Consider the following 24,293-nt stretch of genomic DNA (forward strand, 5'->3'; position numbering starts at 1 on the left):
ACATTGCTTAACTTAACAAACTTCTAAGGGGATTGTGACTCTTAAAATTGAAGCGCTGAATTGCAGCTTTTACGAACATTGAATAGAGAATATGTGTTACAGAAATAAAAGTTAATGCGTGCAATGGAACCTCTTATTTTTGCTTTCACTTAATAGGAGTTGTCTCTTTTTGTTTTATTTGTGATCAAAAGCGGGTCAGCTAAGAGCCTGTCTATTTCGGCAGCCGCACGGTCCAAACCATCCTTAGCCGACAATTCACCCTCAAATATTTTATTCATATACTTTATATACACTTCATCAATTTTACTCCAGTTCTTAACTAAAGGGAGCAGTGTTGCATTCTTCGCATCTGTTACATAAGGATAGAGGTAAGAATCTCTAGTTATTGTCGAAGCTTTGACCGCCTCCAGGTTGGTCGGTACCAATCCGGTATGCTCCAAGAGTAACTGAGCTTTCTTGCCTGTCATCCATTTCATAAACGTCCATGCCTCAGCTTTCCTTTTACTCCCCTTCATAATGACCAGATTTTCTCCGCCAATTATCGAAGCAGGACCATTATTTTGTGGAAATGGTACTGGAATGGTTAGCTTTAGGGCACTATTAAATTCTGATTCATTTAATAAACCATAGAACCAAGGACCATCGTCTGTCATAAGAATATTTCCAGTCTTAACCCGTTCCCAATTTTCAACTGCGCCTAGCTTGTCTTTCGGAAGATCAATGAGATTTTCCTTATAAAGAGCTGTTAACTGCTCCACAGCATCTATGGTTTCGTCACTATTTAAAAATCCAGAAGCTTTGTTGGAATTCTCGTCAATAAAGGATCCCCCAAGACTATAAATGTATGGAATAGTATCCCATGGTCCTAAACCCCTGAGTCCAATAGTATATTGATAGCGCCTTGCAAGCTCCAGAACTTCGCCCATTGTACTTGGAGGCTTGGAATAGCCCGCACGCTTCAGAAGTTTTCGGTTAAAAATAGCAGCCTTTGTGTAGATGTTAAGCGGCAAAGAATAATAATTATTTTTATAGAATCCTACATTTATTCCTTTTGGGTTAAACCTGGTCCGGATATTTTCGAAATCACTGAACCTGTTTAACGGTTCAAGAAGCCCTTTATATGAAAACTCGGGAACCCAGGCGATACTTAGCCGTACCACATCTGGACCACGCTTGGAAGAGGTACGAGCGATCAAGGTGTTCTTTAATTCGTTATTAAAAGATAGGTCAATGGACTCTACCTCAATGTTTGGGTTCTCACGCTCAAAAGCAGGAATCAACACTTGCTCCAGTAACCTTGTTTCTTTTTCGTTGTATGTGTGCCAAAAAGTAATGACGGATTTTTTATGATCCTGTAGTGTTTGAACCTTCTTTGGATCAGATATCATAGACGGACTTCTACACCCGGTCAGCAATAGTAGGATCAGTAAAAAGGATACCCACCGACAATCCATTACGTAAACCTTCCTTTCTTAATCAATAGACGATCTTGTCGTCTGGTGTCTTTCCCTGTAACCCATCGGAGTTAATCCGGTTACTTTCTTAAACACCTTGCTGAAATATTTGACGTCTTTAAAACCCGATTCCAGGGCTATATCGTAAATCCGGCTTTCATTCTTCACTAAAAGCCGCTTCGCTTCCCTAATACGCAGCTCGATTAAATAATCGACAAAATTTCGACCGGTTTGTTTTTTGAAATAGAGACTGAAATAACTTTTACTTAGATGAACGGTATCCGCTACACTTTGAAGTGTCAAGTTCTCGGTATAATGGGCGGCTATATATTCAAGTGCCTTGGTGATCAGTTGCTCATCGTATCCTTTATCTTCCAGTTTCGGTATAAAGGGCAGCCTGATTTCTTCCAGCATACTAATCAATAGTGATACCATTTGTTCCATTGTCTCTGTCCGGCAAAGCAGATTATGCCGCTCAGTAAGCAATGATCCAGAATCCGCTTGCAAATGGTAAACGCCTGTGAGAAGGCTGCACGCCTCTTGTTTCACTTGTTCAGGGTCCAGATACCCGTCTTTCCAGCGTTCAAGCGCAAATTTAATTGCGGTGGAAACAGGATCACCATTGCGGATCATTTCGAAGAAAGGGGTCCAATCGATATGTTCTTCTTTTTCTGTATGGGTTTCTGGACTTTTCATACAATACAAGCCGCCTAGCCCTTCGAAAAACCTTCTTTGACAGGCCGAGCGGCTGTCGGCAAATCCCTTGACAATGCTGTCTATACCTTGTTCTGTCACAAAGCCAGCAGAAGTTGAAATCTGCCATTCTTTTTCTAATAACTGCTTCCACTGAAGAAGCAGCTTCTGCGCATCCCTCTCGTGATTTGGTAAAATTAGAAACATGCCGCTTTCGGCCGCAAGCAGTGCGGCTCCTTCCTTGACTTGCATATAAAACTTTTTCTGCCATTCCTCCAAAAGGAGCTGCACATACAGATAGCCGTGATTTTCTCGCCATTCCTCTGCTCCATCCAACATAAAATAGGCACAAGCATATGGATTTTTCAACCATTCCGGTGCCCATTCGGTTAACAAAGGAGAGGTTTGCTCTTGTACGATCAATCTTTTAATTTCCTGTTCGACATTTTTTCGTGCCAGATAAACGGCCCCTTGCTGGTAATGGTTCAGTTCGGAATCATTTTTCCGTTCTTCCTCAAGCTTGGAAATACACCGCCGAAGGATGGCGAGAAGGTCATCCTTTTTCAAGGTTAGTTTTAACAAATAATCGACAGCGCCCAGCTTAAGACCTTCTTTTACATATTCAAAGTCGCTGTAATTACTAATCAGGATCACTTTAAGCCATGGATAAAGCTTTAGTGCTTGCTGCATGAGTTCAATGCCGCCTATCAAAGGCATTTTGATATCCGTAATGAGAATATCATAGGAACGTTTCTCTAAAGCAGTCAATGCTTCGGCGCCATTGGCATATTGGTCTTCAACCATTACCCCTTCTTTTTCCCAATCAATAAAGGCAGTGATTCCTTTACGAATGACAGGCTCGTCATCTACAATAAGAACTCTATACATGTTTTTCCCCCTGTTCCGCTAGTTCTAAGTGGCAGATTTCACTAGTTTTTTCAACAAAATTCGTACTGTAGTCCCTTTCTCCGGCCCGCTTGCGATAGACCATTCCCAACTTTGAGCATAATACAGCCGCAGTGTATCAAAGATATGGCGGAGCCCGATACCGATATTTCCTTTTTCGACGGCAGTTTCTGGATCATTCAATTCCTTCACCTTATCATTCTTGATACCCAAACCGTCATCTTTAATAAGAAATTCTATATTTCCGTTATGAAAATGGATCGTAATCGAGATTCGACCATCCGTATTTTTGGGCACGATGCCATGGAATATGGCATTTTCCACCACAGGCTGCAGGAGCATCCGTGGGATGGGGATCTTTTCTGTACCCGGTTCAATATCCAGCTCCAGATGGAATGTTTTTTCGTAGCGAAGCTCTAAAATAACTAAATACTTCCGGATAATGTCCAGTTCCTCTCCTACCGTTATAATGTTTCCACTTTTCCCCATATTCGCTTCCAACAGATGATTCAGGGCTGACAATACTAGAGAAGCTCGCTCATTTTGATTTGAATCAATAAGCAAGCGGAGAGTGGTTAGCGTATTATAGAGAAAGTGTGGATGAACGCGGTGAATAACAGCCCGAAGCTCTGCGTGATGCTTTTCACTCTGTTCACTTTCCACTTGATGCATTAAATTTTCGATTTTATGAAGCATTTCGTTAAACTGCTTGCTTAAAAAGCCGATCTCATCGGAGGAATTAATGTCCGTTCTTACTTTTAGGTCTCCTTGTTGAACAAGCAGCATGCTTCCGGTAAGTTGTTTTACAGGCTTGGTTACCCGTCTGGCAATAAAAAGCCCGAATCCGACTGCAATTAAGGAGAAGACACTAGAAGATAAAAATATCCAGGATTGGAGACGGTCCAACTGGCCGCTAATTTCATGAACTGGAACGGTACCTACAAGCATCCAGCCGTTACTCAGCGGCTGCTTCACCCCGTAATAAGGCACCCCATTTGCAGCAAACTCGAATTCAACGGCATCGTTTTTAACAATATGCCTGTACAAATCGGAATTCTCCACCTTTTTGTTTATCAAATCGAGATTAGAATGAATCATAATTTTCCCTTCAAAATCGACAACGAAAAACCTTCCAGTCTTTCCTAGATTCAGGTGTTCAATCGTGTTAAGAATGGACCGTCCGTCCAAATGAATCTGCACTAGTCCAATATTCCTCATTGTTTCAAAATCTTTTAACACTCTGCTAACGGGAAGAACTAAGTCTGTATTGACGCTGCCACCGTTGAAAAGGTCGTACTGAAGCCCTTGCCAAACTAAAGCTCCGTCCTTTCGTTTGGCCTCCTTCACCCATTCCTGGTCGGAAAGCCGTATTTTGTGGAGGTTTGTCTCGGCAAAAGTACCGCTGCCCCATCCGGTTCCTTCCTCTTTCAACACATAAACAATTTTGACGAAGGAGTTTGAATAGACTGAATTATTCAGTAAGGTATTTATATATTGAGAATTCCTTCTCTGTTCATTCGCTGTTATATTATTCGTTTGTAAAGCAGCACGTTGAATATTCGTGTCGCTGCTAATAAAATCGGAGGTGTCGACCCCGCCGTCCAATATGAAGGAGAGCGATTCTGCAGTTTGCTTGGCGATTTGAACGGTGGACTCCCGCACATTTTTCTTCAAGATTGAATTAGATTCTATGTAGTAGGACAAAGCCGTAGAAAGTGTCGAAATAAATATCACAAGCAGAAAGGCCACAGTGATTTTGGTTGAAAAGCTTCTGAGTGATAAAAATTTCATTCCCATAATACCCCGCCTTATTTGTTTCTTCCTCTTATTATAGTACAGCTTCAGGGATGGATTTTACCAATGAAGGATTTGGAAATAGAACGCTCTTCCTTTTATTTTATAGATAACTTACCATCTTTTCTCTTTGCAAAATGTGAAGGTGTATTATTTTGAATAAAGAGCGAAATAATTTACCCTCTGCTAATTTCCGAAAAAAGGAATTTAATAAAATCCATAATTTTAAAATAAATGCTTAATATGGAAAAAAGGCTTGTTTAAGTGTCTTTTTTTAAGTAATACAAGAAAAATAAATAGTTGACGATCCAGCAGGGAAGCAGGTAATGAGAAAAGTCCTTTAGTTCTCTCATCCTATATTTTATAAAAATATCTGATCATTGATTGAAAATTAATAATGATCCGATCATTACGAAAAAGGAATATTTAAGATAATTCTAAATCACGAATGACGCTATTTCAGCACGATTTCAAGTTTACTTTGCAAGCAATATTATTACAAATGGGAGCGTATTCAAACCGCCGTAGGATTTTTTCCCGATTGTTCAGACAGAACTTAGTTGCTAACTTGATAATAAGCCCGGGAAAATGGGGCAGTGTTTGGTGGAAAAAAATAAAGAAGGGAGATGCAACCAAGAAAATAAGTTTATATGAAGAAGTTATAGGTTTAGGAATTATCATTTTTTAATTTAATTCAAGAAGGAGAAAACGATGAAATTAAAAAAGAAAAAATTAAACAAGAAATATGCATCTATGTTACTTGCAGCTACTGTAGTGGCTATTGGAACTGTTGCTCCTCAAATTTCCAAAGCTGCAGAGTATGTTGCTCCCCCAGGGGCCCAAATGTGGGAAGGCAAGATGGTCGATGAGAACGGCAACGTTCAGCATGTGCATCCGGAAAGATCTTTGGATAAAAACAATCTGCAAAAACCGATGACGGTGCTAGATGTTAAAAAATTGGAAAACGGTGTTAAGCTAAACTTGGGAGAAATGGAAGCCTATATCCGCTTGCTGTCTTCCGATATTTCAAAAGTGTCGATCCTTAAAAAAGGCGAGAAAGAGTATACTTCTGTAGGTATCGCAAAAACCAATTGGGATTCGCCAAAAAAATTCAAAGTAAAAGAAGACAATAAAAAAATCATCATTACTACCGACAGCTTAACAGTTGAAATCAAAAAAAACCCGTTTGGAATTAAATATATGGATGAAGACGGGAACGTCATCAACGAGGACGCGGAGCAAGGCGTCGGATACGAGAACGGTAAGCCATACGTGTTCAAGAAAACCAATAAAGACGAAGATTTTTACGGATTCGGACAAAAAACAACCGGCTTGAATCATCGCGGGAAGGAAATCGGTGTTTGGAACCGCGAGAATTTAGGACAACCAATTTCCAAATACACTTTCTCCTCTGTTCCGTTCTTTATCGGGTTGAAAGGAACAAAGTCATACGGTATTTTATTCGATAACACTTACCGTTCTTACTACAATATGGCGGCTGAAAGCGACGATTACTACTACTTCCACGCCGATGGTGGAAAGCTGACCTACTATTTCATTAACGGCCCGCAGATCGAAGACGTTGTTGACCGTTATACAGATTTGACAGGCAAGATGCAAATGCCTCCGAAGTGGGCGATGGGTTTCCATCAAGCGGCTTGGGGTTATCATCAGAAGGATCTTGAGGAAGTATCCAAAATCTACCGTGAAAAGAAAATTCCAGCGGATGGTATGTGGTACGATATCGAATGGATGGATGATTATAAAACCTTCTTCTTCGGAGATAAATTCCCTGATCCAGACGGCTTGAACAAAATGCTGGAAGGTCAGAATTACCATACGGTCGCAATTGTTGATCCAGCAATGCGCGTACCGGATCCGGGCCAATCGGAATATCTGCCTTATACGGAAGGGACAGAGAAAGATCTTTGGGCTAAAAATCCAGACGGTACCCCTTATTTGGGCAAAGTTTGGCCATGGGGCGTTCCATCTAAATCCGTGTTTCCAAACTTCTTGAAGCAAGAAACTCGCGATTGGTGGGCGAGTTGGCATAAAACGATGTTTGATAAAGGCATTGACGGCATATGGAACGATATGAATGAACCGGCTAATTTTAGTACGAAAGACTATTGGTCGCTGCCGCTCGATACTGTTTTCGAAACAGACGACGGCGGAAAAATGACACATGAAGAAGCTCACAATATTTACGCTCACCTTGAGAACCAATCGACAGATCAAGCCTTCAAAACACTAAAACCAAACGAGCGACCGTTTGTTTTGACACGCGCTTCGTTTACAGGCACTCAGCGTTACGCAACAGCAACATGGACCGGCGATAACTGGAGCCAATGGGAAATGCTCAGAATTTCGATTTTCCAAAATGCAAATGTCGGGTTGACAGGTTTCGCGATGGTCGGAAACGACATCGGCGGCTTTGCAAAAAAACCTCACGAAGGTGTTGTAGCTACACCGGAATTGTTCGCTCGCTGGATTGAGGTCGGCGCCTTCTATCCGTTCTCCCGCGACCATTACAATAATGACGGAAAGAGTCCAATGGAAACAGATGCTAATGGTAGTTTAAAATGGGGCAGACAAGAGCCATGGCAATTTGGCAAGGAAGTTGAGGATATCAGCCGCAAGTACATATCTTTGCGATATGAACTTATGCCTTACCTTTACAATGCGTTCAAAGATGCCCATAAAGAAGGAAGGCTCATCCAGCAACCGCTCGTGTACCAATTCCAAGAGGATGAGAAAACACATAATATCCAAGATCAATTCATGTTTGGCGATTCTCTTATGATGGCACCGGTAGTTCACGAAGGGGCGACTTCTCGCGATGTGTATCTTCCAGCCGGAGCAAATTGGGTAGACTACTGGACAGGCGAAGAGCTTGAAGGCGGCCAAACGATCCATAAAGAAGCAGATCTTGCAACTCTTCCGATTTACGTGAAACAAGACTCGATCATTCCACGTCGTGAAGTTCAACAATATACTGGAGAGAAAGAGCTGAAAAATCTTACTCTCGATACGTATCTTAACGACGAAGCTTCTTACAGCTTCTATGAGGATGACGCAAAAACAGAGGATTACACTAAAGGCGAATACAACATAACAAAATTTGATGTAGAACGGAAATCAAATAAAATAACATTCAAACAAAAACAAGAAGTTACCAACTATGAAGAATCTAAATTAGAGCAATACACGTTGAAATTAAACAATGCAGAAAAACCATCTAGAATTCGAGCCGGAAAAAATAAGTACAAAGAGGTAGGATCAGTTAAGGAAACAGAAGGAAAAACAAATACGTTCTTCTATGATTCAAAAGAGAAAGTCCTTTATGTAAGCATCCCTGCTGACGAGAAGAAAGAAGTTCAAATTCGTTATAACAAGGGCTTGGGTATCAAATTAGAGGCGAATGTGAAAGTAAATAATTAGTAATATTTAAAAGGGACTAACTGAAAGTTAGTTCCTTCTTAATACGAATCGAATCGATGAGAATGACAACTTGATGAAAAAGGTCCGTGTTTATAGTTTCAATATAGAATCCAATAAGACCAGAAAAATTGCAGAAGTTGTTTCAGTTTTTTCTCATCTGAATCAATTAGTAGTTTTTTTGATTGGAATTTTTAATTTCATAACCTATTAAATTAGAAAACAATGAGACCGTAGCTTAATTAGGAGAAAATCGTCAATAGCCCTACCTGGCTGCAGACGATTAAACACTTATTAAAGTTGCTGGCAAATGGGATAAAATGGTGTTTTTATAGAGATCTTGATAAAAGTTTATTAATGAACGCATGAAAATAAGTGATGCACTTATCGTATTTAAATCTGATTATCTAAATTAAAAAGTAGATAGACATTTCCAAAATTATTAAATATAGTAGGAGTGTTTTTTGATGAAAAAATGGGTCATTTTCTTTGGGATATCGGTTGGGGTACTTTCCCTCTCTGCATGCAACCCGGGTGTCAATTCAGAAGAAATAATTGTTCAATCTCAAGCTGGTGAGATAACGAAGGATGAGTTTTATTCCCAATTAAAAACTCAAGCAGGCGATCAAGTATTAAAACAAATGATTGATACAATGCTGCTTGAAAAAAAATATAAAGTGTCAGATAAAGAAATTGATGCGAAAATAAAGGATTATGAGAAGCAGTTTGGTGGGAAAGAAAGCTTGGATCAGGCTCTTGAACAAAAGGGAATTAAAGGTGAAAATGAATTTGAAAAAATGATTAAACAAGAGTTGCTATTTGAAAAAGCTGCAACAGACGGTGTGAAAGTTTCCGAAGAAGAAATTAAAAAAGCATTTGATGAAAAATATAAGGAAGAAATAAAAGCAAGTCACATTCTTGTCAAAGATGAAAAAACAGCAACAGAAGTGAAGGCAAAGCTTGAAAAAAGCGAAGATTTTTCTCAACTCGCCCGCGAGTATTCAATCGATCCTGGTTCGAAAGACAGAGGGGGTGACCTTGGATATTTTAGAAAAGAGTCCATGGTTCCTGAATTCGATAAAGTCGTATTTTCAATGAAAGTCAATGAAATCAGTAATCCTGTAAAAACACAACATGGTTATCACATTATTAAAGTAACGGATAAGAAAACAAACGCGTTAAAGGACATGAAAGATACAATTGAAAAAGAACTAAAATTCTCAAAAGCTAAGCCAATTGACACATTGATTTCCCAGCTGCATGAAGAAGCTGATATTAACATCAAAGATAAGGATTTAAAAGATGCATTAGCGAAGCAACCACAAACTGGAATGAAATAAGCAATGCCTAGCTATATTTAATGACTGAACATTGATATAAGTTTAAAATAGTATAAAGAATTGACAGCTGAACTTTAAATTGGGTTATTCGGTAGATCTTTGGTTTTCGATTGATTATTCGGCCAATCCAGATATTAATCCGTTTAATTCGATCAATAATCCGTTCAATTGTTGGCTCTGTTAAAAGCTTATTATTGATTTTATTTCAAGAACAGGACTTCCGAAAAGGGAGGTCCTGTTATGTATTTAAATAAGTCTACTAGTTTAAAAGTTCAAAAAATTCTGGTTCTGGTTTCATCAATTTTGTTCCTTTTTCTGATTGTAAATAAATTTCTTTATCGCTTTCAAAGAAAACTTTTAATTCTATATTTCCAATTTATTAACGGAAGCGATTGATTGGGATAATGAAACAGAATCTCGTAATCAAGCAAGGTTAATTAATGAATTTTTAAAACTAGCTGGTGATAACCTAAACCTATCATAAGTGGTATCGACTTGAGAATAAGCAAATGCCAACACCCATTTTGAAGAATTAGGGCAGTATGACACTATAGATAATATTTTTGAATTATCTGAAATTTATCTTGCTTCACTGAATGAATTATGCTAAATTTTACATAATGAAATGTTGCATAGGAGACGTGTGTAATGAACTTACTTAGAAAAGGAAATAAGGAGCTAATAAAAGATTTGAATCGTTCCTTAGTGATTAATATGGTACGCATTCAGGGAAATATCTCACGTACTGATATTGCCAAAGAAACCGGATTGGGTTTATCAACCATTACTAATATTATAGATGATCTTATTAAGGAAAATCTTGTCTCTGAAATTGGCACTGGAGAATCACATGGTGGAAGGAAACCCGTGCTTTTAAAATTCAACGGAGATTTTGGTATTATTGTTGGTCTAAAAATAGAGAAACAACAAGTGAAGATGTGCTTATCTAACTTGGAAGGAAAGATCTTACACAAAAATCAATTTTCGTACTCTCTAACAGGAGAAAACCAATTAGCAGCGATTATTATAGAAAAACTTGATTCTTTTATCAAACAAAATGAATGCGTTTCCAAAATTGTAGGCATTGGGATTGCTACTCCGGGGTTAGTAGATCAAGAAAGTAATGAAGTTATCTATTCGCCAATATTAAAGGTGGATCATGGAGATTTGAAGCCTATTGGCAGGCACTTTGACGTTCCTTTGTTTATCGACAATGATGCAAATGTATTTGCGCTTGCAGAGAAGTGGGTAGGCATTGGAAGAGAATATAGAAATTTCATTGGAGTTACAGTAGGAGCCGGTGTAGGATCAGGAATTGTCATTGATAATATGTTGTTTCGAGGAGACTTCGGGGGAGCAGGAGAGCTGGGGCATATTACTATTTATCAGGGAGACCGCCTCTGTTATTGCGGACAGCGAGGTTGTTTAGAGTTATATGCTTCTGATACTTACCTTGTACATGAGGCTGAGCGTATGGTCTCGATTGGTGTTCCTACATTGTTAGAATCGTTTACTCCTATTACACCGGAGTGTATCGTTATGGCGGCTCAAAGAGGAGATAAATATGCACAGGAACTGTTAGTGAAGCAAGGAGAAAATTTAGCCTTAGGTATTAAAAACATGGTCCATCTATTTAATCCAGAAGCCGTCATTTTAGGAGGGGAAGGATTGAGAGAAGAAAATTTTCTGCTAAAAGGACTTCAAAAGGAGCTGGCTGTCCACTTTTTCGTAAAGCATCCTCGCAAACTTCAGTTCAAGATTTCACAGCTTGGTGATGATGTTTGGTTGATTGGGGCATGTGCATTAGTTGTGAGTCATTTATTTAAAGTCCCTATTTACAAATAAAAAAGGAAAAAGCTTTATTGTATCCTTTGGAATAGATACTTTTTTCACTGAATAAAGTATCTCTAGAATAAATGAAAATGACTGCGCTTTCATTAAAGGAGGTGTTCATTTACTTATTTTAGAAGGCAGTTTTTAATTTACCAAAAACAAACAGGGAGGGTAAACATGCGAAGAAGTAGACTTAGATTATTTCAGAAAACTATAATCCTATCCATTATGATTTCAATGTTTTTTTCTGTTTTTAACCTTCGTTCTGGGTTTGCAAGAGATAGTGAGTTTACTAGACAAGGTACTGGTCCGATGTACTGGATAACATATGAGCATCAATATGGAAAAGATGTGTTTATGCCGGAACATCGTTTAAAAGATAACATTGATTGGATGGCCAAAAATTTCCGTCCTTATGGTTATGACATGATTAGTACCGATGGATGGATCGAGGGTGCTACACTATTAAATGAAAACGGTTACGTAGTGTCACATAATGATCGATGGATGAATGATCCGATTTATATGGACGGCCGCGAAAAACCATACATTAAACCTGGAAAATTATTTAATGGTGACTTTGAATACGCAACAACGGAAGGATGGGAAATCAAGGGAAATGCCGATTCTGGAGTCGATAAGGCTGGTGCTCGTAATAACTTTAAGTTTTACTTCTATAAAAATGCCCCTTATCATGCTGCTGCAAGTCAAACAGTGACTGAATTAAACAAGGATAAAACCTATCGGCTATCTGCATGGGCAACTCTTGGAGATTTTACAGGGTCAAATCAGTTTACAGATGAGGCAATTGGTAGTTATGCAGAAATTCGCATCAGCCAAAATGGAGAAGTAGTAAAGAAGGTACCAATCGAGCTAAGCTCTAGTTATAAAAAGTATACACTTGATGTGGCGTCGATTGGAGAGGAAATGACAGTTGAAATTGTTATTGATGCAAAACGAGGAAACGCTTCTTTACAGCTTGATGATATCACCCTTGAAGCTGTAGATTCTGGACAGACTCCAGTACCTGAGGGAAATTTAGTGGTAAATGGGGATTTTGAGCAAGACGAAAATGAGGGGTGGCAGTTTGATGGTGATTTTGCTCACGGGCGAAATGATGATTCTGAAGGGGATAAGTCGTTATGGACCTTTAGTGGAAATCCGAACAAACAGATCATTTCTCAAACGCTAAAGAATTTACCGGATGGTAACTACCGTATCCATTCTAAAGCCAAAGGAAAAAATGGTTTTGCTGATAAAGGTGTTGCTGTAGAAATGAAGTATTCTGGATATGACAAGGCTAATCCAGAAGCAAATGTAAAAAAACAAGTAGCTTCAGAAAATTGGGCAGATTATACAGAGACTGTTAAAGTGACTTCAGGCCAATTGAAAATCGAATTTATTGTCGATCCTACAGAAAAACAAGGGCGTGACGCTGGAATCGATATCGACGATGTTTCCGTCGTATACGACCAGTGGCAGGGTTACCCGCAAGAACGTTACCCAGATGGACATACATGGAAACATTGGGCAGATTATGTGAAAAGTAAAGGAATGAAATTTGGTATCTATTATAATCCGCTTTGGATCAGTCCAGAGGTTGTAAAAAATCCGGATAAATACAAAGTTAAAGGAACAAATACACCTGTTGCTGATCTAGTTATTACAGAGCCACAAGACATTGGCGGCGGAAAAACGCTCCAAGGTGATCGTTTCGATGGCGGCCAAGGGGGAGAAAGAGCCCTTTATTGGTTAAATGTTGACCATCCAGATGCCGAAAAATTCTTGAAAGGTTATATAGACTTTTTTGCTGAGCAAGGAGCTTCCTATTTACGTGTCGACTTTTTGTCTTGGTATGAAAGCGGTTATGATAAAGGGTTGGGCCAAATCGGTAAGGGTCATACAAGAGAACAGTATCGCAAAGCATTACAGTGGATGGATGAAGCAACTGAAAAAAATGATATATTCCTAAGCTTGGTTATGCCAGACTTAAATAACCACGGCGAATATGAACAACGATACGGCGATATGATTCGAATTGATGAGGATGCTTTTAGTGGCGGCTGGGATCATATTAGCGGACGCAGACAAGAGTGGACAAATAACTGGTCTCAATGGGCCAATCCATTCCAAGGCTTCACAGGTTTTGCAGATATTTCCGGACGCGGATCAATGATAAATGACGGCGACTTTTTAAAGTTAAATACGTTTAAAGGGCGTTATGCAGAGAACGAAAAGAAAACAGCTATATCATTATTCACCATGGCTGGTTCCCCTATTACCATTGCCGATCAATATGACACTATTGGCGATAATTATAAATATTATCAAAACCCTGAATTAATTGAATTGAACCAACTTGGTTTTGTGGGAAAACCAATCTTTTATTCAAATAAGCATTATAAGAATAATGTAAGCAGGGACAGTGAAAGATGGGCCGGTCAATTACCAGATGGATCCTGGGTCATTTCTCTCTTTAATCGCAGCGATGCAAGAAAAGGGCTGTCAATGGATTTCAAAAAAGACTTGGGAATCAAGGATGAAGCTTTTGCCCGCAATCTATGGGAGCATAAAGATCTCGGCTACCGCACGATGTATTCTGAAATGCTCGAGCCGCATGATTCGGCTGTATTGAAGTTAATTCCTAAAACCAATAAGAAAGTATATCAAACCGAAGTTGCTTCTTATCAAGGAGGAGCCATCTTTGATAACGAACAAATGGGATACGATGGATTTGGCTATCTCAATGGGCTGAACAAAATAGGCTCAAAAGTAACGATTGCAGTTGAAATGCCTGAAGCTGGGCAGTTCCCATTAGCGATAAAATACGGAAATGGAAATACAGAAGCAAGTACCTTGTCCCTTTCCGTTGAGGATAAGAAAATGAACGTCATTGATACAGCTTCTAAAGTGTCGTTCCCAAGTACCGGAGATAAATGGGGTACTGTCGAACAATTTGTTCAACTGAACAAAGGCGTAAATTTAATTACTTTGGAATTTACAGGTGAAGATACAGGTTCGACTTTAATTGACTCTATTCAGTTCGGGTCCCATGCAGGTCAGCTCATTAATGGAGATTTTGAAATGGGCAATGAAACTGGTTGGACAGTCAATTCCTATGGTACAACCGTATGGCATGGAGTGGATAAAAACGATGCTTACGAAGGGTATAAGCAATATTTGTATTCTCCTTATGACGGCGGGAAAGTTTCTTCGAAGCAAACCATTGTTGGGTTAAAGGATGGGGAGTACACGGTTTCGGCAATGGCTAAGCTAATGCCGCATTTGGATCCGACATTTGCCGGCGGGGTTGCGAAAATGATTGTATCCCAGCCCGGTAAAGAGAAGGTTGAAGTGCCAATTGAACCAAAATTAAAAGATCCAAATGGTCCTGTAAAGCAGAAGTGGAACGCTGATGAGTTTGAGTATAAAAAATTCAGCACGGACACGATTCAAGTCACAGAAGGTGAATTGACTCTAGAATTTTATATGGAAGCAACAAAAGCAGATACTTCTTTGCAGCTTGATAATGTGCAGCTTCAACCTGCAAACTCTGAGTCTCCGCAGGATGTAGAGGTCAATCTGTATAACAAAGGGTTTGAGCAGGAATTTACTGGGTGGAGCCGTACCAATATGGTCAACCAATCGATTGAATCAGAAGAGAAAAAGCCATTTGTCCGAATTACAGGTAAGGAAGCATATTCATCTGATATTTGGCAATTTGGCAATGCCCCGGTGGATGGAAACTATCAATTATCGATTAACACTCGTAAATCTGGAAACTTCGACAAGTCATCGCTTTATGTCACATACTCTGGAGGCACAAAAGAAGTCCCGATCCCGGCAAGCGGTGATTGGAAAGAAGTTAAAGTCCCCAATATCCAGTTAACGGCTGGTGAGGTGGTAAAGGTAGGCGTTATCGCGAAAGGTGATGCCGGAAGTGTTCTTGATCTTGATAGTGTCAAAATGATGAAAAAAGATCCGTCCGAGCATCAAAATGTTTCGTATCTTGAAAGTTTAGATGCAGACACCCCATATTCTGTTTCAGAGGATGGGAAAAGTATCTTGTTGAATTCAAAAACCCAAGAAAAGATAAAAGTAGAATTCGTTCAAGAGGATACGGCTAAAGTATGGATGGAACCAACTGGTTCATTTAAGAAAAATGCATCCTTTGTTGTCGATCAAGAGGCAGCAAGTGTAGTCCCTAAGGTAACAGATAAGGATGATTATGTTCTGGTTCAAACTGGAAAAATGAGTTTACGTGCTTATAAGTCTCCATTTAAGCTTGCTTATTATAATGCGGAGAATACTAAATTGTTAACTGAGCATAGCGAAAAAATCGGATTTGGATATGATGGAGATACCGGTGTTTATTCTGCCATGAACCTTGATCCAAAAGAGCATTTTTTTGGCCTTGGTATCGATCGTGACTCTCAATCCTTCGACCGCAGGGGCCATAAGGTCGTGATGAACAACGGAATGAAGAGCGGATATGGTGGAAACACTTCCGATATTTCTGGTACCTTTTTCACTAGTACGAAAGGTTATGGTCTTTACTTTGATAACACCTATGAAAATGTCACGTTTGATATGGGGGCGACAGACAGCGGGAAGTATTCTTTCAGTTCACCAAATGGCGAAATGATATACTACTTTATGGCGGGTGAGAAGGAAAGTACTTTAACCGACATTATGAAAAGTTTTGCGGATCTAACAGGAACAGCTCCGATACCGCCAAAATGGACATTAGGTTATATCCAATCCAAGTTTGGATATAAGAGCTGGCAGGAAGTGAATAAGGTTGTAGATACATTCCGGCAAAAACAAATTCCTTTAGATGGCATGATTCTCGATGTTTACTGGGCCAAAGATAATCACTACTTTGACATGACTTGGTCTGAAGCTTTTGCGAATCCAAAAGAAAGCATGGAAGCGTTAGCGAAGAAAGGTATCAAGACAGTACCAATTGTCGATCCGTACATTCAAGTAACGGCGAGCAATTTTAACGAGGGCGACCGGAATGGATATTTTGTTAAAGATGCTTCAGGAAAAACCGTTATTTATGACGCTTGGTATGGGAAATCAGGATTAGTGGACTTCACCAATCCAAAAGCGGTTGATTGGTTCAATGCACAAGTTAAAGCTTTGCATGATGCGGGTGTAAAAGGGTATTGGATTGATTTGAATGAACCTGAGATTAGAACGGATTCGTTAAGGCACCAATTCACAAAAGGCAGCGCAGCAGAGATTCGAAATGTATATGCTCTAAACGAAGCGAAAGCGTTTTATCAAGGGCATAGAAGCTATAGTGATAACCGTTTATGGAGCTTGTCACGTTCCGGATTTTCTGGAATTCAAGAATACGGAACGACTGTCTGGAGCGGGGATGTTGATGCAAGCTGGGAGTCCTTTAGGCACAATATGCAATTGGGATTAAGCTCTTCTATGTCTGGTATTCCTTATTTCACAACCGATATTGGTGGATTTTATGGCAAACCGACCGCTGAACTTTATACACGTTGGATGCAAGCTGGATCCTTTATGCCAATCTTCCGTGCACACAATTGTGAATGTAGCGATCAGTCGAATACAAGGGAGCCATGGGCGTTTGGTGAGGAGGCAGAAAGCATAGTAAAGCAAAGCATAGAACAGCGTTACAAACTGCTCCCTTACATTTATTCATCAAGCAAGCAAACAACTGAGGGAAATGTATCTTTAATGAGGCCGCTTGTCATGGATTATACAACGGATTCAAACGTGTATGGGATTGAAGACCAATGGATGTTTGGACCAAATATGCTGGTGGCTCCGATTGCATTGGAAGGCATTTCAAAGAGAAGCATTTATCTTCCAGAAGGTACATGGTTTGACTGGAGCACTCAGAAAACATTTGCCGGAGGACAAACCATTGAATATGATGCTGATTTGTCTAAAATTCCGGTATTTGTGAAGGAAGGCGCGATTATTCCGCAGCGTGAAGCTCAAAATTATACAAATGAAAAACCTGCATCCAAGATGAGGTTGAAAGTTTATCCAAGACAAAATGGAGAAGCCTCAAGCTTTACTTTATATGAAGATGACGGTCAAACTTACAAATATGAAAAAGGCGAGTCCGCTGAAACAGAGGTAACCGCTGCATCTAATGATAGGAAGGTTACCCTTGAAATTTCTGGAATGAAGGGTCATTTCAACGGACGTATTGAAAAAAGAACTTGGATTGCAGAAATAAAAATGAGTACCGACGATAAGAGAGATGTTAAATCCGTCGAACACAACGGCAAAAAATTAAAAATAGTAGATTCTATTGAAGCAGTTGAATCAGGTACCGATGTTTGGTACTACGATACGAAAACAGACATGATTTTTGTGCAAACGAAAAAGATGCCTACTTCTGAAGAACAAGTGATTACTGTATCTACTAAAAAAGGAAAATCATCGGATAAAGGTAATAAGAAAAAGTCATAACAAAGCCCGGGGTGAAAAAACGATTGGAAGAAACGATACGAACGAAGGTTAAAGCAGGACCAAGCTGTTGCTAAAACTCAGCAGCTAAACAATTTTCTATAAAAGAAAAAACGTTTTAAGGGAAGGTTGAAAGAGTTGACTTTCCCTTTTATATTGCCGTAATCAGCAAGAACAATGATTATTGTGTTGTTTTTTAGCCCGTCATAATAACCTTATTGGCCCTTCTTGACTCAAAATGAAAAGCTGAAAGAGAGCCAATTAAGCCCGTAAATGATCCTGGTTTATTATAAATGTTCAAAATTTTTTTTAAAGGCACAATTTCTGAATTGCCGAACTTAACCAAGTACAGATGTTTCCTGATATTGGGACCGCGCTTGGGCGGATTCGAAGCTCTTTTTAATAGCATCACCAAATTCCCGCATAGTTTTTCTTTATCTAAGGAAGAATTTATATAGTGACAATAATCCAACTCATAAGGTGAGCATACATGGGAGAACAAAAAAAGAAACGTGATTTGATTGCACTATCATCTGTTCCTCTAGTGATGACGCTAGGAAATTCTATGCTGATACCGGTTTTGCCGGAAATTGAAAGGGAATTAAAGATTTCTTCCTTTCAGGTATCCCTTATTATTACCGTGTATTCGATTGTAGCCATTTTATTAATTCCGGTAGCAGGTTATTTATCTGATCGGTTTGGAAGAAAGATTGTGATGGTTCCTTGTTTAATTATCGCTGGGCTTGGTGGAGCAGTGGCAGGCTGGGCAGCATGGAAAGTGCAAAGTCCTTTTTACTTAATTTTAGCTGGAAGGGTTTTGCAAGGTATTGGGTCAGCCGGAGCAGCACCTGTTGTTATTCCCCTTATAGGTGATATGTTTGAAAATAATAAGGAAGTCAGTTCGGGGCTTGGGTTAATTGAAACAGCCAATACGGGGGGGAAAGTTCTTAGTCCGATAATAGGAGCTGCTCTTGCTTTATTTATTTGGTTTTTACCATTCTGGTTTATCCCATTTTTTAGTTTTATCAGTGTTTTGCTCGTATTTTTCTTAGTGAAAATCCCCAAAACTGAAAAGAAAAGTCAATCGATTAAAGAGTTCGTTATCTGCTTAAGAGATATCTTAAAAGAAGAAGGACGCTGGTTATACTCCATTTTTGCAATCGGCTGTTTAATTATGTTTGTTTTGTTCGGAGTTTTATTTTTCTTATCAGATATTTTAGAAAAAATCTACAAAATTGATGGTGTTTATAAAGGATTATTACTTGCCATTCCATTGTTAGCTCTATCAATTAGCTCCTTTATTGCTGGGAAAAAAATCGGGGACCACAAAAAAGTTATGAAAATTGCGATTGTAGCCGGAATGGGATTGCTCGCTATTTCTTTTGTAGCCTTACGTATTCAGCATAATTTACTCTTCCTGTTAACGTTTCTTATTTTTAGCGGAATCGGAATAGGCACTTCCTTACCATGTTTAGATGCTTTAATTACGGAAGGTGTTGAAAAAGAAGAAAGAGGAACGATTACTTCATTTTATAGTTCAATGAGGTTTATCGGAGTGGCCGCTGGTCCGCCTGCTTATGCATTTATTATGAACCAATCAGAGCACTTAGTTTATTATGTGTCAATGGGAGCAAGCGTTATCGCTATGTTCATAGGGTTATTATTTATAAAACCTACAGATGAAAACGAAGAAAGTAAAGAAACAAAAGGGAAAATACTTAAAATGACCTAAAAGATGATCTGAAATTGATCATCTTTTTCTGTAGCTCAGGTACGTTTCCAATTATAAATAAATCACTTCTCAAGGAAAGTAGGTTTGACATAACTGTGGGCAAAAAAATATATAGTATAGGCATCAGGAGAATATTTATGTGTTTATTGTAAGTTTTTTAGCAGTAGGAATGGCCATAAGAGCAATTGTTTCCTAGATTCTCCTCTACTTGTTATAATTACTAATAAATATAGGTTACACTATGTAAGATAAGCGGCTAAAAAAGATGAAGAAAGCCATCATATAAATATTCAGCAGCTTTTCTAGTCTCTTTTCTAAGAGTTAAGTGAACCACCGATTGCTTCTAGTCTCACATCCTAAATTTCACAAGTTTGGTTAGTGAGCACAAAAGTTTGCGCAAGAGACCTTTTTCTTACATGTTTATTCAATGATTTGGGAGGTTTGTTATGGCTTATATAAATGAAGAAAAAAAAGAAGTAAATGGACTAACAACCCATATAATTCAAACTGAAAAATTTAAAACGACTACGCTTGTCCTTAAGATGCTGGCCCCCTTAAAGAAAGAAGATGTCACTAACAGGGCATTGCTTCCCTATGTCCTTCAAAGGGGGACAAAAAGCTTTTCTACTACTACGGAATTAAGAAAGCATCTTGATGAATTATATGGGGCAACTCTTCAAGTAGATCTTACAAAAAAAGGCGAAAATCATGTTATTTCGTTTCGGATGGAAGTACCAAATGAAAAATTTCTATCTGATCAAACTCCATTATTAGAGCATGCGCTAAAATTGCTTTCAGAAATTATCCTTTCCCCAGTCGAGGAAAACGGCACATTTAAAAAGGAATTTGTGGAACAAGAAAAGCGGTCTTTAAAGCAAAGAATTCAAGCAGTTTATGATGACAAAATGCGCTACTCCAACCTGCGTCTCGTTCAGGAAATGTGTAAAGGGGAAGCATATGCATTACATGTGAATGGGGAAAAGGAAGAAGCAGATAAAATCACACCGGAGTCCCTTTATAAATATTATGAGCGCTGCAGGGCAGAAGATAAAGTGGATTTGTATATAGTTGGTGATTTAGCGGAAAGTGATGTAAAGAATCTTGTAATGAAATATTTTACTTTTGAAGGAAATTCTCATAAGCGTGCACCTGAAACAAAAACAAACAAGAAAATCGACAAAGTAAAAGAAGAGATCGAAGAACAAGACGTAAAGCAAGGAAAATTAAATATTGGGTACAGGACAAATTGTACTTATCAGGATGAGGACTATCATGCTCTCCAAGTATTTAATGGAATATATGGGGGTTTTTCTCATTCTAAGCTTTTTATTAATGTCCGTGAGAAAGCAAGTCTTGCCTATTATGCCGCTTCCCGTGTGGAGAGCCATAAAGGGCTGCTCATGGTGATGTCAGGGATCGAATTTGCAAACTATGATCAAGCTGTTACGATCATTAAAGAACAAATGACCGCCATGAAAAATGGCGAATTTACCGAAAAAGAGATCGAGCAAACGAAAGCAGTTATTCGGAACCAGCTCTTAGAAACGATTGATACTTCCTATGGGATGGTGGAGGTTCTTTACCATAATGTTATTGCGGATATTGACCGGACATTTGATGAATGGATTGAAAAAATAAACGATGTAACGAAAGAAGACATTATAAAAGCAGCAGAAAAAATAGAACTGGATACCATATATTTCTTAAAAGGAATGGGGGGTAACCAATGACAAAACCGATTGAATTCAAGCAGCTTCAAGAAAAGCTATATTACGAAAAAATGGATAGCGGGCTGGATGTTTATGTTTTGCCTAAATCAGGATTTAATAAAACGTATGCAACGTTTACAACAAAATATGGTTCAATCGATAACCAGTTTGTTCCTCTTAGCAAGCAGGATATGATTCAAGTACCAGATGGAATTGCCCACTTCTTAGAACATAAGCTGTTTGAAAAAGAAGATGGGGATGTGTTTCAAGAATTCAGTAAACAAGGCGCATCTGCAAATGCTTTTACGTCTTTTACAAGAACTGCTTATCTTTTCTCAAGTACAGATCAAGTAGAGAAGAACCTGGATACACTTATAAATTTTGTTCAAGATCCTTATTTTACAGAAAAAACTGTTGAAAAAGAAAAAGGTATTATCGGGCAGGAAATCACAATGTATGACGATAATCCCGATTGGCGTAATTATTTTGGGCTTATCGAGAATATGTATGAGCATCATCCAGTTAAAATTGATATAGCAGGGACAATAGAATCCATCTCTAAAATTACCAAGGATCTATTATATGAATGCTATAATACGTTTTATCACCCAAGTAATATGATGCTATTTGTCGTCGGGCCTATTGATCCTGATGCGATATTGAAACAAATCAGAGATAATCAAGCTCAAAAGGATTATTCCGATCAACCCGAAATTAAACGCAAGGAATTTGCTGAACCAGAGGCAGTTTATAAGAAAGAACAAAAAATTCCAATGAATGTACAATCTTCAAAATGTTTAGTTGGAATAAAAGCAAGAAATCCAAATCGGGTTGGAAAAGAAAAGCTAAAATATGAGTTAACATTCAATATTATTTTGGATATTTTATTTGGGAAAAGTTCGGATTATTATCGCGAGCTTTATGAAGCTGGCTTAATAGACGAAACGTTCAGCTATGATTATACAGAAGAAAACACCTTTGGATTTGCCATGATCGGAGGCGACACTGATCAGCCTGATAAGCTTGCTGCTGAAATAAAGAAAATCCTACTTTCTGCAAAAGAGTCAGGATTAACCTTTGATTTATTGGAAAGTGCGAAAAAGAAACGGATAGGTGCTTTTCTAAGGGCCGTAAACTCTCCAGAATATATAGCAAATCAGTTTACTCGCTATGCCTTTAATGAAATGAATTTATTTGATGTTGTTTCTAGCATTGAAGAGCTTACAAAAGAAGATATTGAAAAGACATTGAATGAAAGTATTGATGAGAATTTATTGACTGTCTGTCAGGTTATTCCCAAAAAATAGATGCTTTTTTAGTGCCAGGTTCTGAAGGTAATTGGAACCCGGCACTTCCATTTTACATAAGTCTGTTTTCATCAACCTTGTCGAGGGTAACATATTTTCTAAAGGTGAGAGGTGAGACTAGCAGCAATCGGTGGCTCACTAATTGCCTTCATTTAAAGAGCGAAGACGAAAAAATATTTTTAGAAGATGTGATTAAGAATGAACGGAAAATACGCTTTAGTAACTGGTGCAAGCGGAGGGATCGGCACAGCTATTTGCGAAGAGCTTGCTGAACGCGGGTATCATTTATTTTTACATTATTACCGGAACAAAAACAAAGCCGAAGAACTGCAAATCAAGCTGAATGCAAAAAATATAACCTCCTTTCTTGTAGATGCTGACCTTTCATCTATTGATGGTGTTTACCACCTGCAAAAACAGCTGCATGCAGATATTGATGTTTTAATATTAAACAGCGGGACTAGCTATTATGGATTGATAACAGATATGAACGATCAAGAAATCGATGATATGATACAGCTGCATATAACCAGTCCATTTAAATTAGCGCGGCAGCTGCTGCCGAGAATGGTTTCAAAAAGAGCAGGCTCTATTGTGGTGATATCTTCGATCTGGGGGCTTTCTGGCGCATCTTGTGAAGTCCTTTACTCCATGGTAAAAGGAGGGCAAAATTCTTTTGTAAAAGCACTTGCAAAAGAAGTAGCCCCTATGAATGTCAGAGTAAATGCAATTGCTCCTGGAGCTGTTAAAACAAGCATGCTTGATACATTTTCAAAGGAGGAAATTTCCTCATTAGAAGAAGAAATCCCTATAGGAAGACTTGCATTTCCATCTGAAATTGCTGATGCTGTTGGATTTCTAGTCTCAGATAAATCTTCATATATTACTGGAGAAATTCTTTCTGTAAACGGGGGCTGGCTATAATAAACCCTTTTATGCTACTTTTTAAAAATAATCAAGCATTTCAAAATATGAGGTGTGAGTCCATAAGCAATCGGTGATCGACCGATTGCCTCTGCTGCTACCTCCTCATATTCTTCATGCACCATCTTCCTAAAAAAAGTAATAATAAAAACTCCTTGCATAAAAATGATTTTGCTTGCGAAAAATAATTTTGAAAACAAGCAATTTAAGGAGGGTCTATATGTCAGTATTAGAAAACTGGGATCAATGGAAAAATTTCCTTGGAGATCGCCTTCATCATGCGCAAGATGATGGTATGAGCAATGAAGTTATTTCAGATTTGGCATATGAAATTGGGGGGTATTTGTCAAATCAGGTTGAAGCAAAAAATCCCCAAGAAAAAGTACTAGCTGATCTTTGGAGTGTAGCTTCCGAGGAAGAACAGCATGCTATTGCTAATGTGATGGTAAAGCTTGTCCAAAATAACAGTACACATTAATTTGGAAGAATGGTGAAATCGGCGAAAGAGCCGATTTCTTTCATTCTAATTACTTAAATCACTTTTCTTTTAAAAAAATGCTTTCGTTTTTCTAAGCAATAGGTCAGCAATGAAATCAGCGAAAGCCGCTTTTTAATTCAACATAAACTGGTATGTGATGAAAAAAGAGAGGAAAAGAAACCTCTCTTTTGCTATTATTCTTTATGACTAATTCTTTTCTCCC

General features: G+C 38.6%; 12 protein-coding genes. 9 read left to right on the plus strand and 3 right to left on the minus strand.

Going from position 1 to position 24,293, the window contains the following annotated elements; genetic code table 11:
- Positions 1 to 149: 149 nt before the first annotated feature.
- The 3 genes from IC621_RS03430 to IC621_RS03440 form a co-directional block, all read right to left on the minus strand.
- The gene (locus IC621_RS03430; RefSeq protein ID WP_191155768.1) at positions 150 to 1,388 is read right to left on the minus strand and encodes an extracellular solute-binding protein; all 1,239 of its coding nucleotides are present in this window, start codon (positions 1,386 to 1,388) and stop codon (positions 150 to 152) included.
- Positions 1,389 to 1,472: 84 nt separating this feature from the next.
- On the minus strand, positions 1,473 to 3,035 hold the full coding sequence (locus tag IC621_RS03435) for a response regulator transcription factor (RefSeq protein WP_191155770.1): 1,563 nt from the start codon (positions 3,033 to 3,035) through the stop codon (positions 1,473 to 1,475).
- 24 nt (positions 3,036 to 3,059) lie between these two features.
- Positions 3,060 to 4,850, minus strand: a complete 1,791-nt coding sequence (locus IC621_RS03440; RefSeq protein WP_191155772.1) for a cache domain-containing sensor histidine kinase — start codon at positions 4,848 to 4,850, stop codon at positions 3,060 to 3,062.
- Between the two features lie 708 nt (positions 4,851 to 5,558).
- Between IC621_RS03440 and IC621_RS03445 the strand changes: the two genes are divergently transcribed.
- The 9 genes from IC621_RS03445 to IC621_RS03485 all read left to right on the plus strand — a co-directional run bounded on the left by IC621_RS03445 (position 5,559) and on the right by IC621_RS03485 (position 24,070).
- The gene (locus tag IC621_RS03445; RefSeq protein WP_224752290.1) at positions 5,559 to 8,288 is read left to right on the plus strand and encodes a glycoside hydrolase family 31 protein; all 2,730 of its coding nucleotides are present in this window, start codon (positions 5,559 to 5,561) and stop codon (positions 8,286 to 8,288) included.
- A gap of 464 nt (positions 8,289 to 8,752) precedes the next feature.
- A complete protein-coding gene (locus IC621_RS03450) occupies positions 8,753 to 9,625 on the plus strand; it encodes a peptidylprolyl isomerase (protein WP_191155774.1) in 873 nt (290 codons plus the stop codon).
- Positions 9,626 to 10,273: 648 nt separating this feature from the next.
- Complete coding sequence (locus IC621_RS03455) at positions 10,274 to 11,470, plus strand: ROK family transcriptional regulator (RefSeq protein ID WP_191155776.1); 1,197 nt, start codon at positions 10,274 to 10,276, stop codon at positions 11,468 to 11,470.
- Between the two features lie 165 nt (positions 11,471 to 11,635).
- Positions 11,636 to 17,923, plus strand: coding sequence for a TIM-barrel domain-containing protein (locus IC621_RS03460; RefSeq protein ID WP_191155778.1), 6,288 nt, complete (start codon positions 11,636 to 11,638; stop codon positions 17,921 to 17,923).
- Positions 17,924 to 18,410: 487 nt separating this feature from the next.
- Positions 18,411 to 19,652: an MFS transporter gene (locus IC621_RS03465; RefSeq protein ID WP_191155780.1), complete on the plus strand. Its 1,242-nt coding sequence runs from the start codon at positions 18,411 to 18,413 to the stop codon at positions 19,650 to 19,652.
- A 446-nt stretch (positions 19,653 to 20,098) separates the two neighbouring features.
- Positions 20,099 to 21,382: an EF-P 5-aminopentanol modification-associated protein YfmF gene (gene yfmF, locus IC621_RS03470; protein ID WP_191155782.1), complete on the plus strand. Its 1,284-nt coding sequence runs from the start codon at positions 20,099 to 20,101 to the stop codon at positions 21,380 to 21,382.
- Positions 21,379 to 22,668 carry an EF-P 5-aminopentanol modification-associated protein YfmH gene (gene yfmH, locus IC621_RS03475; protein WP_191155784.1) on the plus strand — a complete coding sequence of 430 codons (1,290 nt, stop codon included), beginning with the start codon at positions 21,379 to 21,381 and terminating at the stop codon, positions 22,666 to 22,668. The genes yfmF and yfmH overlap by 4 nt, the downstream gene beginning before the upstream one ends.
- A 198-nt stretch (positions 22,669 to 22,866) precedes the next feature.
- The gene (gene ymfI, locus IC621_RS03480; RefSeq protein ID WP_191155786.1) at positions 22,867 to 23,592 is read left to right on the plus strand and encodes an elongation factor P 5-aminopentanone reductase; all 726 of its coding nucleotides are present in this window, start codon (positions 22,867 to 22,869) and stop codon (positions 23,590 to 23,592) included.
- 220 nt (positions 23,593 to 23,812) lie between these two features.
- Positions 23,813 to 24,070, plus strand: coding sequence for a DUF3243 domain-containing protein (locus IC621_RS03485; RefSeq protein WP_191155788.1), 258 nt, complete (start codon positions 23,813 to 23,815; stop codon positions 24,068 to 24,070).
- Positions 24,071 to 24,293: the final 223 nt, after the last annotated feature.

Source organism: Metabacillus arenae, assembly GCF_014773385.1.
GTDB classification, from domain to species: Bacteria; Bacillota; Bacilli; order Bacillales; family Bacillaceae; genus Metabacillus_D; species Metabacillus_D arenae.

Excerpts from the sequence above, each read along its gene's own strand:
- IC621_RS03435 (WP_191155770.1), bottom strand. The coding sequence starts at position 3,035 with ATGTATAGAGTTCTTATTGTAGATGACGAGCCTGTCATTCGTAAAGGA.
- IC621_RS03460 (WP_191155778.1), top strand. The coding sequence starts at position 11,636 with ATGCGAAGAAGTAGACTTAGATTATTTCAGAAAACTATAATCCTATCC.
- yfmH (WP_191155784.1), top strand. The coding sequence starts at position 21,379 with ATGACAAAACCGATTGAATTCAAGCAGCTTCAAGAAAAGCTATATTAC.
- IC621_RS03440 (WP_191155772.1), bottom strand. The coding sequence starts at position 4,850 with ATGGGAATGAAATTTTTATCACTCAGAAGCTTTTCAACCAAAATCACT.
- IC621_RS03485 (WP_191155788.1), top strand. The coding sequence starts at position 23,813 with ATGTCAGTATTAGAAAACTGGGATCAATGGAAAAATTTCCTTGGAGAT.
- IC621_RS03445 (WP_224752290.1), top strand. The coding sequence starts at position 5,559 with ATGAAATTAAAAAAGAAAAAATTAAACAAGAAATATGCATCTATGTTA.
- IC621_RS03455 (WP_191155776.1), top strand. The coding sequence starts at position 10,274 with ATGAACTTACTTAGAAAAGGAAATAAGGAGCTAATAAAAGATTTGAAT.
- IC621_RS03450 (WP_191155774.1), top strand. The coding sequence starts at position 8,753 with ATGAAAAAATGGGTCATTTTCTTTGGGATATCGGTTGGGGTACTTTCC.
- IC621_RS03465 (WP_191155780.1), top strand. The coding sequence starts at position 18,411 with ATGGGAGAACAAAAAAAGAAACGTGATTTGATTGCACTATCATCTGTT.
- ymfI (WP_191155786.1), top strand. The coding sequence starts at position 22,867 with ATGAACGGAAAATACGCTTTAGTAACTGGTGCAAGCGGAGGGATCGGC.
- IC621_RS03430 (WP_191155768.1), bottom strand. The coding sequence starts at position 1,388 with ATGATATCTGATCCAAAGAAGGTTCAAACACTACAGGATCATAAAAAA.
- yfmF (WP_191155782.1), top strand. The coding sequence starts at position 20,099 with ATGGCTTATATAAATGAAGAAAAAAAAGAAGTAAATGGACTAACAACC.